The 16,580-nt window shown below is 28.8% G+C and carries 16 protein-coding genes; 11 read left to right on the top strand and 5 right to left on the bottom strand.

Annotated elements, in window-relative coordinates:
• The first annotated feature begins 177 nt into the window (after window positions 1-177).
• The 4 genes from CSPA_RS17095 (at window position 178) to CSPA_RS17080 (ending at window position 6,262) form a co-directional block, all read left to right on the top strand.
• The gene (locus CSPA_RS17095) at window positions 178-1,026 is read left to right on the top strand and encodes a TerC/Alx family metal homeostasis membrane protein (protein ID WP_015393600.1); all 849 of its coding nucleotides are present in this window, start codon (window positions 178-180) and stop codon (window positions 1,024-1,026) included.
• A 263-nt stretch (window positions 1,027-1,289) separates the two neighbouring features.
• Entirely contained in the window at window positions 1,290-2,483 is a 1,194-nt protein-coding gene (locus CSPA_RS17090) for a pyridoxal phosphate-dependent aminotransferase (RefSeq protein WP_015393599.1), read from the top strand.
• A 378-nt stretch (window positions 2,484-2,861) separates the two neighbouring features.
• The gene (locus CSPA_RS17085) at window positions 2,862-4,178 is read left to right on the top strand and encodes a bifunctional folylpolyglutamate synthase/dihydrofolate synthase (protein ID WP_015393598.1); all 1,317 of its coding nucleotides are present in this window, start codon (window positions 2,862-2,864) and stop codon (window positions 4,176-4,178) included.
• A gap of 116 nt (window positions 4,179-4,294) precedes the next feature.
• On the top strand, window positions 4,295-6,262 hold the full coding sequence (locus CSPA_RS17080; protein ID WP_015393597.1) for an HIRAN domain-containing protein: 1,968 nt from the start codon (window positions 4,295-4,297) through the stop codon (window positions 6,260-6,262).
• Between the two features lie 141 nt (window positions 6,263-6,403).
• On the opposite strand, the gene CSPA_RS17075 is transcribed toward CSPA_RS17080, so the two are convergent.
• Entirely contained in the window at window positions 6,404-6,658 is a 255-nt protein-coding gene (locus tag CSPA_RS17075; RefSeq protein ID WP_015393596.1) for a TIGR03905 family TSCPD domain-containing protein, read from the bottom strand.
• Between the two features lie 294 nt (window positions 6,659-6,952).
• Here CSPA_RS17075 and CSPA_RS17070 point away from each other — a divergent pair, with 294 nt between their 5' ends.
• Entirely contained in the window at window positions 6,953-7,834 is an 882-nt protein-coding gene (locus CSPA_RS17070; RefSeq protein ID WP_015393595.1) for a YncE family protein, read from the top strand.
• Window positions 7,835-7,971: 137 nt separating this feature from the next.
• Here the strand turns inward: CSPA_RS17070 and CSPA_RS17065 are convergent, their stop codons facing one another.
• Window positions 7,972-8,496, bottom strand: coding sequence for a DUF4364 family protein (locus tag CSPA_RS17065; protein ID WP_015393594.1), 525 nt, complete (start codon window positions 8,494-8,496; stop codon window positions 7,972-7,974).
• Between the two features lie 240 nt (window positions 8,497-8,736).
• Between CSPA_RS17065 and CSPA_RS17060 the strand changes: the two genes are divergently transcribed.
• Entirely contained in the window at window positions 8,737-9,498 is a 762-nt protein-coding gene (locus tag CSPA_RS17060) for a polysaccharide deacetylase family protein (protein WP_015393593.1), read from the top strand.
• A 107-nt stretch (window positions 9,499-9,605) separates the two neighbouring features.
• Window positions 9,606-10,259: a single-stranded DNA-binding protein gene (locus CSPA_RS17055; RefSeq protein WP_015393592.1), complete on the top strand. Its 654-nt coding sequence runs from the start codon at window positions 9,606-9,608 to the stop codon at window positions 10,257-10,259.
• A 52-nt stretch (window positions 10,260-10,311) separates the two neighbouring features.
• On the opposite strand, the gene dapD is transcribed toward CSPA_RS17055, so the two are convergent.
• Window positions 10,312-11,022, bottom strand: coding sequence for a 2,3,4,5-tetrahydropyridine-2,6-dicarboxylate N-acetyltransferase (gene dapD / locus CSPA_RS17050; protein WP_015393591.1), 711 nt, complete (start codon window positions 11,020-11,022; stop codon window positions 10,312-10,314).
• Window positions 11,023-11,233: 211 nt separating this feature from the next.
• Here dapD and CSPA_RS17045 point away from each other — a divergent pair, with 211 nt between their 5' ends.
• The 3 genes from CSPA_RS17045 to ppnP are packed head-to-tail and all read left to right on the top strand — an operon-like array spanning window position 11,234 to window position 14,014.
• A complete protein-coding gene (locus CSPA_RS17045) occupies window positions 11,234-12,376 on the top strand; it encodes a pyridoxal phosphate-dependent aminotransferase (protein ID WP_015393590.1) in 1,143 nt (380 codons plus the stop codon).
• Window positions 12,377-12,392: 16 nt separating this feature from the next.
• The gene (locus CSPA_RS17040) at window positions 12,393-13,664 is read left to right on the top strand and encodes an aspartate aminotransferase type Ic (protein WP_015393589.1); all 1,272 of its coding nucleotides are present in this window, start codon (window positions 12,393-12,395) and stop codon (window positions 13,662-13,664) included.
• 32 nt (window positions 13,665-13,696) lie between these two features.
• Window positions 13,697-14,014, top strand: a complete 318-nt coding sequence (ppnP, locus tag CSPA_RS17035) for a pyrimidine/purine nucleoside phosphorylase (RefSeq protein ID WP_015393588.1) — start codon at window positions 13,697-13,699, stop codon at window positions 14,012-14,014.
• A 92-nt stretch (window positions 14,015-14,106) separates the two neighbouring features.
• On the opposite strand, the gene CSPA_RS17030 is transcribed toward ppnP, so the two are convergent.
• Window positions 14,107-14,457, bottom strand: a complete 351-nt coding sequence (locus CSPA_RS17030; RefSeq protein WP_015393587.1) for a DUF6568 family protein — start codon at window positions 14,455-14,457, stop codon at window positions 14,107-14,109.
• A 255-nt stretch (window positions 14,458-14,712) separates the two neighbouring features.
• Here CSPA_RS17030 and CSPA_RS17025 point away from each other — a divergent pair, with 255 nt between their 5' ends.
• The gene (locus CSPA_RS17025) at window positions 14,713-15,492 is read left to right on the top strand and encodes a helix-turn-helix domain-containing protein (RefSeq protein ID WP_015393586.1); all 780 of its coding nucleotides are present in this window, start codon (window positions 14,713-14,715) and stop codon (window positions 15,490-15,492) included.
• A 229-nt stretch (window positions 15,493-15,721) separates the two neighbouring features.
• On the opposite strand, the gene CSPA_RS17020 is transcribed toward CSPA_RS17025, so the two are convergent.
• Window positions 15,722-16,579, bottom strand: a complete 858-nt coding sequence (locus CSPA_RS17020; RefSeq protein ID WP_015393585.1) for a 2-oxoacid:ferredoxin oxidoreductase subunit beta — start codon at window positions 16,577-16,579, stop codon at window positions 15,722-15,724.
• Window position 16,580: the final 1 nt, after the last annotated feature.

The following is a 16,580-nucleotide window of genomic DNA, read 5'->3' as shown; positions in this document are numbered from 1 at the left end:
TTCAAAAAAATTATGGCGTGATAAAATTTATGATTATCAAAGAAGAAAGATTAATAATTTGATAGGAAAACCTACAGAATTTTAATGGGAATTATTCAACCTTAACATAAATATACTAGAGTATAGAAATAATAAATGGTGCATTATAGTATTTTTCATTAAGAAATGGAGGTTTAAATGAATACTAAAAGAAATTTTATTAATTTAATTTTTTGGATAAGTATATCAATATTATTTAACATCTTTATATATCTAACAAGAGGTCAAACAGCTGCAGTTGAATACTTTGGTGGATACATATTAGAAATGTCGTTGAGTTTAGATAATTTATTTCTATTTATTATGGTATTTAGTAACCTTGGAATAAGAGAAGAATATCAGGAAAGAGTATTACTATATGGAGTATCAGGTGCTATGGTACTAAGATTGATATTTATTTTGCTTGGAGTAAACATAGTTAATAGATTTCATTTTGTGCTTCCTCTTTTTGGTCTTATATTAATATATAGTGGATTTGCTGTATTTAAGAAAAAGCATGAGGATAAAAAATTTAACAATAATCTTTTGATTAAACTAGTAAAAAAAATAATACCAGTTACAGATCTTTTTTATGGACAGGCTTTTTTTGTTAAACAAAAGAAAAGGATATATGCTACACCTCTTTTTGCAGCTCTTATAATAATAGAAGGTTCAGATGTAATTTTTGCTATCGATTCAATACCTGCAATTTTTTCAATAACTACTGATACTTTTATAGTATATACTTCAAATATCTTTGCTATCCTCGGTCTTAGAAGCATGTATTATGTCTTAGCTAAAATGAATACTAAATTTAGATTCATGAAATATGGAGTAAGTGGAATACTGATTTTTACTGGAATAAAACTTATTTCACTTATTGTTAAGATACAAATTTCAGTCACAAATTCTGTATTAATTATACTTAGCATTCTTTTACTCAGCATTTTATTGTCCATAATATTTAGTAATACAGCTACAAATAAAAATAAAAAAATATATCACTAGAGTAATTTGACTATGATAAAAATTGCTTTTTTCTAGAAAAAAGCATAAAATAAAACAAGAATAAAATTATAAATAAAAGCAATAATCAAAAAAGTTAACAACTAACAGTGGATTTCGATTTGTAAGTATAACCTATAGACTGCTATTTGCAAGTTGCGCCTGTAAACTGATAACTACTAACTGCAACTGTAAATTGTAACCTGTAAACTGCATAACTCAACTGTTAACTGTAAATTGTAAACTGAACAAATTGGGGGTAAATTATGTTATCAAAAGATATGATAGAAATAGGAAGCAAAAGATCGACAATTAGAGAAATATTTGAATTTGGGAAAAGAAGAGCTGAAATTGTTGGGCGAGATAAAATTTATGATTTTAGCATTGGAAATCCTAATGTACCAGCACCAGAATCCGTTAAGGAAGCTATTCTTGACATACTAGAAAATGAAGATTCAACTGTTGTTCATGGATATACTAGTGCTCAAGGTGATGATAAGGTAAGAGAGAGTATTGCTGATTCAATTAATAAGAGATTTGGAACTAATTATACAAAGAATAATTTATACATGACAATAGGGGCAGCAGCTTCTATAAGTATATGTTTTAAAGCTTTATCTTGCAAAGATGATGAATTCATTACCTTTGCGCCGTTCTTTCCAGAATACAGATGCTTTGTTGAAGCAACTGGGGCTAAGCTTATCGTTGTAGAGGCTAATATCGAAAATTTTCAAATTAATTTTAAAGAATTTGAAAAGAGTATAAACAAAAATACAAAGGCAGTAATTATAAATTCGCCAAATAATCCATCTGGAGTTGTGTATTCTGAAGAGACAATTTTAAAATTAACTAAGCTTTTAAAAGAAAAATCTAAGGAATACGGCCATACAATTTACTTAATTTCAGATGAACCATATAGAGAAATAGTGTATAAAGGTGTTGAAGTTCCATATATTACTAAATACTATGATAATACTTTTGTTTGCTATTCTTATAGTAAATCACTATCATTACCTGGTGAGAGAATAGGCTACGTATTAGTGCCTAATGAAATTGAGAATTTTCAAGATACTTATGCAGCTATTTGTGGAGCAGGAAGAGTTCTTGGATATGTTAATGCACCAAGTTTATTTCAAAGGGTAGTAGCAAAATGTGCTGACCAAACTTCTGATGTTTCAATATATGAAAGAAATAAAGAATTATTATATAATGGTTTAATTGAAATGGGATATAAATGTGTAGAACCAGGTGGTGCATTTTATTTGTTCCCTCAATCGTTAGAAGCTGATGCTAAAGCTTTTTGTGAGAGAGCAAAAAAATATGATTTGCTATTAGTACCTGGTGATGATTTCGGCTGTCCAGGTCATGTTAGAATTTCTTATTGTGTGCAAACTGAACAAATAGTAAATGCATTACCAATATTTAAAAAGTTAGCTGAAGAATATAATATTACAAAGTAGAGATAAAAATATGAAAAGAGGTATCGTATAGCAGCTATTAAGTAGTTATAAGGTACCTCTTTTTAAGTGTATCCAAGTGTTAGCGGACATTATCTGTCATTTTATTAAGATAGATATAAATGATAAAGTTTGTGCAGTCAAGTATAAAAGCTCCAGGGAGAAAGTTCGTGTAACCAAATATAAAATTTGGACATTCACTTTTTGGATTTTCATTTTTGTGACAGTCATTTTTTATAGGTTCGCTTATATTTTAGAAATTCTTCATACTTAATATTTAATTCGTAATTGTAATATAAATAGATATATGTATTAGGAATTTGTTTGTATTTGAAGTATAATGTAAGAAAGGAAATACACAAAGCAAAGAGGTAAGCAGAAATGAATATGACTTATGAAGAAGCAATGAATTATATAACAAGTGTAGGGAGATTTGGTTCTAATTATGGACTTGAGAGAACTTTTAGAATTTTAGAGTTACTTGGAAGTCCACATAAAAAACTAAAATTAATACATATAGCAGGAACAAACGGAAAAGGCTCGACTACAGCTATGGTCACTAAAATTCTTAGAGGAGCAGGTTATAAGGTTGGAATGTATACATCTCCTTATTTAGAAGAGTTTGAAGAAAGAATACAAATAAATGGTGAAAACATAAATAAAGATAGATTAGTTGATTTATTAGAAAAAGTTAAAGTTGTAATTGAAAGGGTAGTTGAAGAAGGTTATGAGCATCCAACCGAATTTGAAATAATAACAGCTTTAATGTTTTTACATTTTTATAATGAAAAAGTTGATTATGCAGTTATTGAAGTTGGGCTAGGAGGAAGGTTAGATTCTACAAATGTAATTGTACCTAAGGTTTCTGTAATTACTTCTATTAGCCTAGATCATGTTAATATTTTAGGAGATAGTTTACAAGCAATAGCAAAAGAAAAGGCTGGGATAATAAAAGAAAATGTACCTTTAATATTATATCCACAAGAAAAGGAAGTTGAAGAAGTAATTCTTAAGGTAGCTGAAGAAAAGAAATCTAGAGTTTATTTAGTTAAAAAAGAGGATAGTAGATTACTTAATATTAATAATGATGAATTATATCAAGAAGTTCAGGTAAAAAGTAATAAGAATACATATTCAGTAAAACTACCTTTATTAGGGGAACATCAAATAATAAATTTATCTGTAGCATTAAATGTTATAGAGGCATTATATGAAATAGAAAATATTATAATTAATAGAGAACTAATAGAGAAAAGTTTAGAAGATGTTAAATGGATTGGAAGACTTGAAGTGTTAGGCAAAAAACCTGCAATAGTTATTGATGGAGCACATAATATTGATGGAATAAAAGCACTTAGACGAAATGTTGAAAAATGTTTTAAGTATAATAAGTTATATTTATTGCTTGGTATTTTAGCAGATAAACAAGTCAAAGAAATGGTAAAAGAAATAACTCCAATAGCAGAAAAGGTTTATGCATTGACACCTCATAGTGAAAGAGCAGAACTTAGTGAAGATTTAAAAAAAGAGATATTAGAGTTTAATCCTAATGTTGTTTCATTAGAAAGTTACGAAGAAGCATTTTTTTCAGCAGTAAATGAAGCTGAAAAAGATGATTTAATATTAATCAGTGGATCGTTATACATGGTAGGAGATATGAGAAAAATTATTACTTCGAAAAATAAATGTAGCATATAAATTCTAATTAATATTGCATGCAGTAATTGATAAGTGAATGTTGAGAATTTACAATTGATAATTGAAATATTTAAAAATAAGTATTGATCTTGAAGAAAAGGGGCAAGGATGGGTTTATGGTTAAGAAAGACAAGAAAAATATAATAAAATCTATTTATTATGATTTAAAAGAATATCATTATAGTAATGCAAATGAGATTTATGGGTATCAAGATTTTGAGACAGCTGGAAAGAGAGAGTATAAAGTTATAACTAAGAAAACTCACCAGCTTGAAAATTATGAAAAAAATAGACTTGCAAATGAACTGATGAAAATATTTATTAAAGAAATCTATTCTTCAAATGAATTAAAAAATGTAAATAGCTTTATAACATCAAATCCAATAATAAGATATTATGATAATTTTATTAAATTGTTTAAGGAATTTATAAGCAATGATAATAATGCATTGGAAAATTTTAGAAATAGTATAATTAAATTAATCAAAGAAAGTGCTTATAGTGAAGAAGTAAAATTAGGATTGTCATTAGCTCCATTTTGCAATATTGAAGATATAGATGAGATATTGGAAATATTCTCTATTCACAATGAATATTTGTTTTATACAATAATGGCATATGAGCATATTGGAAAATGCAACAATATTATATTTGAATTAGCAAAGAAATCAAACGGATATGGTAAAGTATTTTGTGTAATGAATCTTAAGCCAATAACTAATGAAATAAAGAAATGGATGATAGAAGAAGGTGCAGATAATAATGTAGGGGGTACAGAATTATTATCGTATACTATGCTTTCTTTAGATTTATTAGACTATCTTGAAAATACAGAATTCACAAAAAGAGAAATTGAACTTTTGTCAAAATCGTTTAGTTTACTATTTTCAGACTATGGCATTGAAGAAATTAACGATGGAATAATAGTTTGTCGTAAGTTATTAGAAATCATAGATAAAAATAGTAGCGGAATATATTCTTTATATGCAGTAATATCAATACTTTATTCAATAGAAGCTGTTATTATAGAGGATTATAAAAACAAAAGGAATTTTCTTTCAAATAGATTTACTGATGCTTATAAAGAATTAATTGAAACTTGCAAGGAAATTTGTAAGAAAGAAATATGGCATGAAATAATAGCTAAAGAAGTGTCTAATGTTGAAGTAGAAAGCAGTGTTTTGATAAGCTGTGCAGAAAAGACACAATATAAATTAAAGAAAAAAGAATTTGAAGCAATTTTTAAGAGAGATTATACAAATGCATTATTATATAAATATGCGTTTGCAGTAGGTAATAAATCTATAAAAAAGGTTATCCTTGATTTGGGATTGCAAAAGTTGCCTCTTGATCAAATATTAAAAGGGCAAGATGAATTGAAAATGGATAATTTAGTTTATGATGATATTGCACAAATTTGTTTCTTTATATTAATTAAATATCTTGAATATGAGGATTACAAAGATAAATATAAGGAATTAAATCTTCAAGCCTTGAGAGCAGCTTTAATTGAAACAAGGCTTCAGGCGGCAACTAATCTTCAAAGATTCAAGGATCAATTTGATGAGATTGACAATGAACTTATAAATGATGCTATCAGCAGTGAAATGGTAGTTGAGGTTAGAAGGTTATTAAATTCCTTAAGAATAAAAACAAATGATAAGGAAAAGAAGTATATTGAGGTTACTGAGGATATGCATATTGATATTCATGTGAAAGATATTTATTTGATTACTGTAAATGTATCAGGCACAAGATATATAGATATGAGTGAGGTAAGTAGTAAATTATTTGAAGAGGATTTAGTTTATTTAAAACGAGAATATGATAATCCTTATGATTCTTATGCAATTCGGGTAATAACAAAAGAAGGTTATATTATTGGATATATTCCTAGAGAAAATAATTATATTTTGAAAAACCTAATGGATAAAGGAAAATATTTATATGGTAAAATAAATGAAATCAGCGAGGATTATAATAATATAAGCATTAAAATCTACTTGAGCTATAAGGATGTAATAGAAGAAATAACAAGCACTTTATCATTATTATCAGGTGAAAGAGAACATTTCGTTCAATAAAAAAATATACACATATAAAAAGAGTGGCTATGCCACAATACGGAACTTATCTGCAACTTGAAACTTATTAAGATTAAGATATTCCGAAGGAATATCTTAATCTTCCATCATTAATTTAACGTGTCACAGATGCTTTTGCTCTTATAGATTATTTTCTTCTTTCCAAGCTAATAAGGCTTTAGACAGTTGATCAGGACATGAAGTACCTTTGCTTCTACAATCTATTCCTTTTAATCTTTCAATAACATCGTCTACTGGTAATCCCTTAACTAGTTGTCCAATTCCAAAAAGGTTTCCTGGACATCCGCCAACAAATTCCACACTTTCTACAATATTATTATTGATTTCCACATTGATTGCACTTGAGCAAACACCTGATGTTTTATATGAAAACATTATAACAACACTCCTTAAAAATAATATAAATTATAACTCGTCCATATATTAAATATATATGTTGCAAAAAGAATTATTCAAGACATAAAGATTTCTAAAGATAATTAACATTGAGTATTGAACATTGATAATTGCAATATATAAGCACTAATAGCATTATATGAGTCGAGTTCACTTTATTATACTAGAAATCTGTCAATAAATAAAGGTTATGAATTAATAAATAGTGCCAATAATGTATTTTCAGAATATATTATATATATGAAAATGATTATCTTTAGGGAGGAAAATGGATTGAGTTATATTATATTATGCAATACTGCTTCAGATAGTTTAAATAAGATAAATACTGAAGATTTAAATAGTGAAAGTATAATTTTATCTGATGGTGAAGGTCCATTTGGTCCTCATGGATTATCATTATACAAAGATAAAATTTTAGTTGCTAATAATTATAATAATAGTATTTCTATAATAAATTATAATAACTTTAAAGAAGAGACTAATTTATATGTAGGCGCACACCCAAATGACATTGTTGCAATAAATGATATAGCGTATGTTTTATGCGGCGAGTCAAATTCGGTTATTATTTATGATTTTATCGGTGAAAGAATAAATTTTGAAATCCCAACAGGTAGGTTTCCTCATAATGCTACATTATTTGAAGATAATAAATTAATATTTATCAGTAATATGGGAGACGATAGCATATCTGTAATAGATTATTTAAATAATAGAGAGATAAAAAGAATAAAAGTAGAAAATATACCTATGAAAACAATTATATCTAAAAATAAAAAATATTTATATATATGTCTAAGTTGTCTTGGCTATGATAAAAATGGCACAGTTGGAATTATCGATTTAAGCACTCTTGAATTAATTAATAAAATTGAAGTTGGAAATTCTCCAGTGGACTTATTTGAGGAAGAAAGCTTCCTATATATTTCAAATTTATGTGATGGAACTATCAGTGTAATAGACTTAAAGGAATTTAAAGAAAAAAATAAAATTAGAATTGGTGGAATGCCAAGAGGCATTGTAAAGGTTGAAGATAGAATTTTTGTTGGAGATTATTTGAATGGAATATTAAAAGTAATAAATCTTACAGAGAATAATGTAAAAGTCATACGTATAGGGGACGAACCTAATAGTATGACTTTGTGCACATGAAAATAAATAACAAGTCAAAAATTGTTAATATAAGTTGTGGATTGCAGCATAGCTGCTCTTTTTAGATGTGCATAGCTGCTCTTTTAAAATGATCTTAATTGCAGCATAGCTGCTTTTTTTAAAGGTGTATATTTTAACTAATTAATCAATAAATTAATGATATTTGTATAAATGTCAGAAGGATTTTCCTTCCACTTATTGCAAATTAAAGTAGCCTGATTTTTAGATGGAACAGATAACTTTAATTCCATTAATAATGCTTGATCTTCAATGGCTTTAAGATCAACTATAAAGCTATCATTGCTTCCTAAAGTATAATCAGCATGTATTGTTAATTCTTTCTTTATAGCTTCGATTTTATCTTTAATATACGCATCAATGATGGATATTTTTGAAGGGGATAATCTATCTTTAAATAAGGATAGAACATTATCTCCTTTTTCGGTTAATATAATAAGTTTTTTATCATTAACATCATTATATTCTACAAATCTAGATTCTTCAAGCTCAGACAAATATTGCTGGAATGTAAAATAATTAATAAAGTTATTTTCAAGAATTATTTCAGTAAGCTGAGTATTTGAAATGGGCTCTTTAATTGATTTTAATACATATAACATTAATAATTTATTTTCTGCTAATTCTGATGAACTTTCGTACATAAATACCTCCATAATTAATGAAAATCTCTTTTTATTATAAGTCACATTGAAAAAAATAACAAGTGAAGTATACGGTTTCTAATATATTATCGCTAATTAATATTTAATAAAAATAATTATATAGGGAAGGTATACTTTAAAAGGTATTTTCTTATGCATTAAATTCAAAATACTTTTAAGGAATAAAAAAATATGTAATGAATATAGTTAAAATGTAAAGCACGAAAAGGGAGAAAAAAAGTGGTATGGAAGAAAAAAAGAATAGGACTAAGTGTTATTTTGATTGTTCTATTAATGCTTATGTCTATAGGGACTAGCAAAACTATTCACGCAGTATCAAATATAAATGAGGAAGAACCAATATACTGTGTCGATACAAATGAAAAGGTAGTAAGTTTAACCTTTGATATTAATTGGGCGGAAAAAGATAACTTGCAAGTAATATTAGACATATTGAAAAAATATAATATAAAAGGAACATTCTTCATAATGGGAGGGTGGGTTAATTATAGTCAAGAAAATGTTGATAAGCTAATGGCGATAAAAGAAGGGGGGCATGAGATAGGTAATCATAGTTATAAACATCCTCTATTTTCAAAAATAGGACCAGATAGGATGAAGGAAGAGATTGAAAAAACAAATGACATAATTGAAAAATACACAGGTGAAAGGCCAAAGTTATTTAGATTTCCAAGTGGAGATTATAATAAAGCAGCCTTTTCTAAAATTAGAGAATTAGGATACAAAGCAATTCAATGGGATGCAGATTCAGTTGATTGGAGAGAAGTTTCGGCTGAAACTGAATACAATAGGGTTATGAAAAAGGTAAAACCTGGATCAATTGTTTTATTTCATAATAATGCCAAGTATACTCCAGGAAATTTAGATAGGATTATTAAGGAGTTAAAAAGCAAGGGATATGAATTTAAAGCGGTTGGAGAAATGATATACCATGAAAACTATATTGTGGATGGTGATGGAATTCAGCATAAAAAAATTTAATAAATATTGAAAGATAACTAGTTTTTGTATTATAATGGTAATATATGCAAGTGGGAGCATATATTAGACACAAAATAAATTAATTTCCGATGGAGAGAGGGATTACAATGGATAATTTAATGCTAAATAACAAGATTTACCTTGAAGGTAAAGTGACATCTGAATTAGAGTTTAGTCATGAAATGTATGGGGAAGGGTTTTACACTTTTGATTTAGATGTAATGAGATTAAGTGATTCAGTAGATACTTTAAATATTACTGTTTCAGAAAGATTGCTTAATGACATTAAGCTAGAAGTAGGTGTAGACATAATTTTGGAAGGACAGTTAAGATCTTATAATAAATTTATAGATGGATCTAATAAGCTTATACTTACTGTTTTTGCAAGAAATATCGAACCATGTCTTGAAAGAAGTAAAAATCCTAATGAAATATTCCTAGATGGGTATATTTGCAAAGAACCAATCTACAGAACAACACCTTTTGGACGTGAAATTGCTGATGTTTTACTTGCAGTAAATAGAGCATATAACAAGTCAGATTATATTCCAACTATTGCTTGGGGTAGAAATTCAAGATTTTGTCAAACATTAAGTGTTGGAGATAATATTAAAGTATGGGGAAGACTTCAAAGTAGAGAATACCAAAAAAAGGTATCAGATAATGAAGTAGTAAAAAAAGTTGCTTATGAAGTTTCGATTTCTAAAATGGAAAGAGCTCATAAGGAAGAAGTTACTGGAGAACAACAAGGCGCAGTATAGCAAAAAAAGTGGCATAGGCCACTTTTTTTATTATATAAACATATGTAAATTCCTATTTTCTTAAATCTTCAAGAATTTGTGTTTTGTCCTTTGTTTTATCATCTACAGTCTTTACGATTTTTGCAGGTGATCCAGCAACAACAACGCCAGCAGGTACATCTTCAGTAACTACTGAACCAGCAGCAACAACGCTACCAGCACCTATCTTAACTCCTTCAAGAATTACAGAATTAGCACCAATTAAAGCATTGTCTCCAATTTGGCAAGGTTCCTTACTAGGTGGTTCTAATACACCAGCAACAACTGCACCAGCTCCTAAGTGAACATTTTTACCTAATTGTCCACGAGCTCCAACTACTGCATTCATATCAACCATTGTTCCATCGCCGATTTCAGCTCCAATATTAATTACAGCACCCATCATAATTACAGCATTTTTACCAATAGTAACTTTATCTCTTATAATAGCACCTGGCTCAATTCTAGCATCTACTTCTAGTAAATCAAGCATTGGTATAGCTGAATTTCTTCTATCATTTTCTATTCTAAAATGCTTTATAAGATGTTTATTATCTAACACTATTTTAGTTATAGAATCAGATTCTCCCATTAGTATATAAAATCCGTTAGAACCATACCATTCTACATCATTCATTTCTGCATTGCTTAAATCTCCATTAATATAAACTTTTACTGGAGTTGATTTTTTTGATTCCTTAATAAATCTAGCAATTTCATAAGGATCTGTTAAATTGTATGACATTAAATCACCCTTTCTAGTATTTTTCAAAAATGGCATATGAAATAAAATAACAAGTATAGTAACCTGTTATACTTGCATAACCTAGCTTTATTATAATAAAGTTTTAGCATAATTAAAAGAGAAATAAGTATAAAAATACAAATTGTTTGAATCAGGGGAAGTAATGTTGTAAAATGAATTTATATTGCAAATAACAGGGGGCACAATTATTATGAATAAACAAGTTGAAAAAATACAGATCTCAGGTATACGAAGATTTGCAGAAAAAGTCAATAAAGTAGAGGGTGCAATTTCATTAACTATAGGTCAGCCGGATTTTTCTGTACCTGCAAATATATGTGAAGCAATTACAAAAGCAATAATGGAGAATAAGACAACTTATACTTCAAATGCTGGGATAGAAGAACTCAGAACAGAAATAAGTAGACATTTAGGGAACTTTGGGATTAAATATGATAAAGACGAAATATGTATAACCGTTGGTGGAAGTGAAGGTTTATATTCAGTATTATTTGCACTCATGAATTCTGGAGAAAAGATTTTATTGCCAGGGCCTGCTTATCCAGCTTATGAAAATATCTCAATAATGATAGGGGCAGAGGTTGTCACGTATCCTTTAAAAGAGGATTTTACAATAGATATTAATGTAATTAAGGAAAAGTTAGATAAAGAAAATATAAAAGTATTAATGTTATCTTTTCCATCTAATCCTACAGGTGCAATTTTAACTAAAGAACAAAGAGATGCACTTATAGATATTATAAAGGAAAAGGATATTGTTGTAATAACAGATGAAATGTATTCTTCTATTATTTTTGATGAATACTATTCAGTAGCTCAGGCTAGTGAAATAAAAGATAAGGTTATCTATGTAAGTGGATTTTCAAAGATCTTCTCGATGACGGGTCTAAGAATTGGTTATGTTGCTTGCGTAAATAAATATATGAAAGAAATAATGAAGGTTCATCAATATGGGGTATCTTGTGCTCCTTCTATTGCTCAATATGGGGCTTTGGAAGGGTTAAGAAATTCATCAGAGGATGTTGAAAGGATGAGGAAATCCTTTGAAAGAAGAAAAGATTATTGTATGAAGAGGTTAAAAGAACTACAATTAGAGGTGGCAGAACCTAAAGGAGCCTTTTATATATTTCCTTCAATTAAAAAATTCAATATGCCAGCAGAAGAATTTTGTGAAAAGCTATTAAATGAAGGAAAGGTTGCTTGTGTGCCTGGAACTGCTTTTGGAAGCCTTGGGGAAGGCTATATGAGAATATCTTATTGTTATTCTGAGGAAGTGCTAAAGGAAGCTTTTGATAGAATTGAAAGCTTTTTAAATAATAATTTTATTAATTAATAGGGGGCTATGACTAATGGTTAAATTTACAGAAATGAATGCAAAAGAATTAGAAGAAAAAAAAGAGATACTTTTAAAGAAGTACGAAGATTTTAAAAATATGAATCTTAAATACGATATGTCACGTGGAAAACCCTGCAAAGAACAATTGGATTTATCAATGAAGATGATGGAAATTACAGATTATATGAGTTCAGATGGAGTAGAATGCAGAAATTATGGTGGACTTGATGGACTTTTAGAAGCAAGAGAACTTTTTGGAGAGATTCTTGGGGCAAATGCAGATGAAGTTCTTGTAGGTGGGAATTCAGCGCTTAATATGATATATGATACAATAGAACGTGCAATGAATTTTGGAGTGTTACCTGGTGAGATTCCATGGGGAAAACTACCTAAGGTTAAGTTTTTGTGCCCTAGTCCAGGATATGATAGACACTTTGCTATATGTGAACTTTTTGGTATTGAAATGATTCCTATAGATATGAATTTAGATGGACCAGATATTGAAACAATTGAAAAGCTTGTAGGTAGCGATGAAGCTATAAAAGGAATTATGTGCGTACCTAAGTACAGCAATCCAGATGGAATAACATATTCAGATCATATTGTAGATAGGCTTGCTCAAATGGAAACTAAGGCTAAAGATTTTAGAATAATTTGGGATAATGCATATGTAGTACATGATCTTTTTGGAGAGGGAGATAAACTTAAAAATATATTTGAAGCTTGTAAAGAAGCTGGACATGAAGATAGAGTATTTATGTATATATCAACTTCAAAGATAACTTTTCCAGGTGCAGGTGTAGCAGCTATGGCTACTAGCAAGGAAAATTTAAAGGAAATTAAAAAGAAACTATCAATTCAAATGATAGGACCTGATAAGATGAATCAGCTTCGCCATGTAAGGTTTTTAAAGGATATGGAAGCTATTGAAGCACATATGAAAAAGCATGCTGAAATTATGAAACCAAAATTTTCAACTGTTTTAAATACACTTAGTGCTGAACTTGATGGAAAAGAAATTGCTTGGTGGAATAAGCCTAATGGAGGATACTTTATTAGTCTTAATACTCTCGATGGTTGTGCTAAAGAAGTAATTAAAATGACAGCTGACGCTGGAGTAATTATGACACCTGCTGGAGCTACTTATCCATATGGTAATGATCCAAGAGATAGAAATATTCGTATTGCTCCATCATTTCCTTCAGTTGAAGAACTTAAAAATGCAATGGAAGTTTTCTGCACTTGTATACAAATAGTAAGTATTAATAAGCTATTGCTTAAGTAATTCTTAACTAATATAACTTTTGGGGTAAAAAAATGAGTGAATTTAAAAATGTAACAGCAGTGAAAAAGGCAAATATCTATTTTGATGGCAAGGTTACAAGTAGAACAGTAATCTTTGAAGATGGGGAAAGAAAAACCCTTGGAATAATGTTGCCAGGTGACTATGAATTTGGTACAGGTGATAAGGAAGTAATGGAAATCTTGGGTGGCTCAATGGATGTTAAGTTACCAGGGAGCGATAAGTTTGTAACCTATAAAGAAGGAGAAAGCTTTGAAGTTCCAGCTAATTCTAAGTTTAACTTAGAAGTTAAGGAAGTAGCAGATTATTGCTGCTCATATATTAAAGAATAAATTTAAAACGACACTTAATTATAAGTGTCGTTTTTTTTAAGTGTGACTAAGCAAGGCTTTCTATTCATTTTAAATAATATATATGATATCATCTATTTTAACAAATCTAATATTTCGTCCTCTGGAAGTGAAGAATCACAACGAACCTCTATTTCCATATTTTTGCTAACAATAAATCCTGGTACAGTCACAATATTATATTTTTCTCTAAACGAGTTAATTGAATCATCTGAAGAATCAACACTATCCACGTAATAAATAGTTGTGTTAATTTTACTAGTCAAAGCACTTAATTTTTTGGCAAATTTACGGCAGTATGGGCATGTTGATCGACCAATATATGTAACGGCTATGCCTTCATTAGATAATAATTCGTCTGCTTGTGTAGAAGTCACTTTTTTAAATAACTTTACATCTTCTTCATAGCTATCATTTTCAAACATTTATATCCCTCCTAGCTTTTTACAATATTATATCAAAGCTAAACTATTTAATCAATTTAATTAGTTTTTCTTGTGGCTATTCTGAGGAATTATAGAAATTATTCTTAAAACGGAACTTAGTTATAAGTAATGTCGTTTTTTTACAATACAAGATCCAATAATTATTGGTAAAATTAAATTGATATACAAAAAAATAGCTACATGCTGAGTTAAATATTGAAGATATTTATAATTGGTAAATAAAGGGGGAATAGTATGAAGTTTGTAACCGAAGAAGTGAATAAAAGTTATATTGAAGTTAAGCATACTGATAAAGAAGGTATACTGCAATATGCTTATTGTTTGTTTGATTATGGAATTATGCCAGCACCAGCCTCTACGGCTGTTCATATTGCATTTATTATTGATGGAATAGGTCACTATAATGGTATGAAAATAAAAACAGGAGATGTACTTGCTTATGGAATAAATAAAGAGCCTATGATTAGCAGAGTTGAAAATGTTGCTGTATTTATAGTAAGTATAGAGTTTTGGCTATTTTATCAAATGACAGGAATTACTCCAGCAGCTTGCCAAGACATAATACTATTTAAAGAAGAAGATTCAATATATAAGATTGGAAATAAACTGTTTACACATTCTCCAGAAAAGTGGATGTATATTGTTGAGGATTATATAAATGAGATTCAAGATAGTGGAAAATATAAATTTACAAATCAAATGACGCGAGTATTTAATGCAGCAAATTTATGTCATATACAAAATCAAAAAAGTTTTAAAGAAATTGCTTCAGATTTAAATATATCTTATAGACAACTTCAAAGAGATTTTAATACTATTCTCGGAATTACATTAAAAGAATATGAAAGTATTGCTAGGTTTCATAAAGCTGTTAATCATTTAGAAGAAAAAAATATAGTTCAAAGTGCAGTTGAAGCTGGATATTGGGATCAGTCTCATATGATACGTGAATTTAAAAGAATGTGTGGATATACTCCTACTTATATTAAAAAGAACCAAACTAACGAAGTATAAGAAGAAATATTTTATGGAATTCTAATATTTCTGGTAGAGGAAGATTAATAAATAAAAAGTTACAATTAGGACAATCGATGAGGAAATCCATTTTTGGGACAATTTTTGATGGAAAACTATCTGAGGTAAAAAAATTATAGAGTGAATTTTAAAGAGAATACATAGCTTTGATTTAAACTAAACTATGTATTCTCTTTAATTTTTAAGGAGTTATCTGCAGAATTAATTATTATTTAAAGGTTTCTATAAACTTTTTAGCATACTCTGGTTTCCAATCTCGTTCTAAGAGAGGTTTATTATTTTTAAAGGCTGCAACTATATCTGTATATTCAGTTTTTTCCTCTTTATATATAATCCCAAGAGGTATACCATTTTCCCACTCCATAGCTTTTTCTAGAGCTTGAAGCTTATTGCTGTAGTCATAATTATCATCAAGCTTATAGGTATTATCTTTATACCATTTAAAAGTATTTATATGGTTAAAGGTTACACAAGGTTGAAGAATATCTACTAAAGCATAACCTTTATGTGTAATTGCAGCTTTCATTATAGCTTTTAAGTGCTCTTTATCTCCAGAGAAACTTCTTGCAACAAAGGTTGCTCCAGCAGTTATTGCAAAGGCAAGAGGCTTGAAGGAATCTACAGTTGTTCCTTCAAATTGCAATGAAGTTATTTGTCCTTTGTTAGTAGTTGGTGATCCTTGACCTTTTGTAAGTCCATATATTTGATTGTCATGAACAAAGTGAGTAATATCAATATTTTTTCTAATATTATGAAGTAGATGGTTTCCACCTTCACCATAAGAATCACCATCACCTGAGTTTATAATTACCTTTAAATTCTTATTTGCAAGTTTAATGCCAACAGCAGGAGGAACTGCTCTTCCATGAAGGCCGTTAAAACCGTTCAAATTTATATAGTGAGGCATCTTTGCTGCTTGGCCTATTCCTGAAGATAGTACAACTTCGTGAGGCTTTATTTCTAGTTCTGCTAAAGTTTCCTTCAAAGCATCTAGTATTCCAAAATCTCCGCAGCCAGGACACCATGCAATTTCTTCTTTTGTATCATACTTTTTAATTTCGATCATT

It is taken from the genome of Clostridium saccharoperbutylacetonicum N1-4(HMT) (assembly GCF_000340885.1).
Lineage (GTDB): Bacteria > Bacillota > Clostridia > Clostridiales > Clostridiaceae > Clostridium > Clostridium saccharoperbutylacetonicum.
This window is presented reverse-complemented; position numbering and strand designations above follow the sequence as displayed.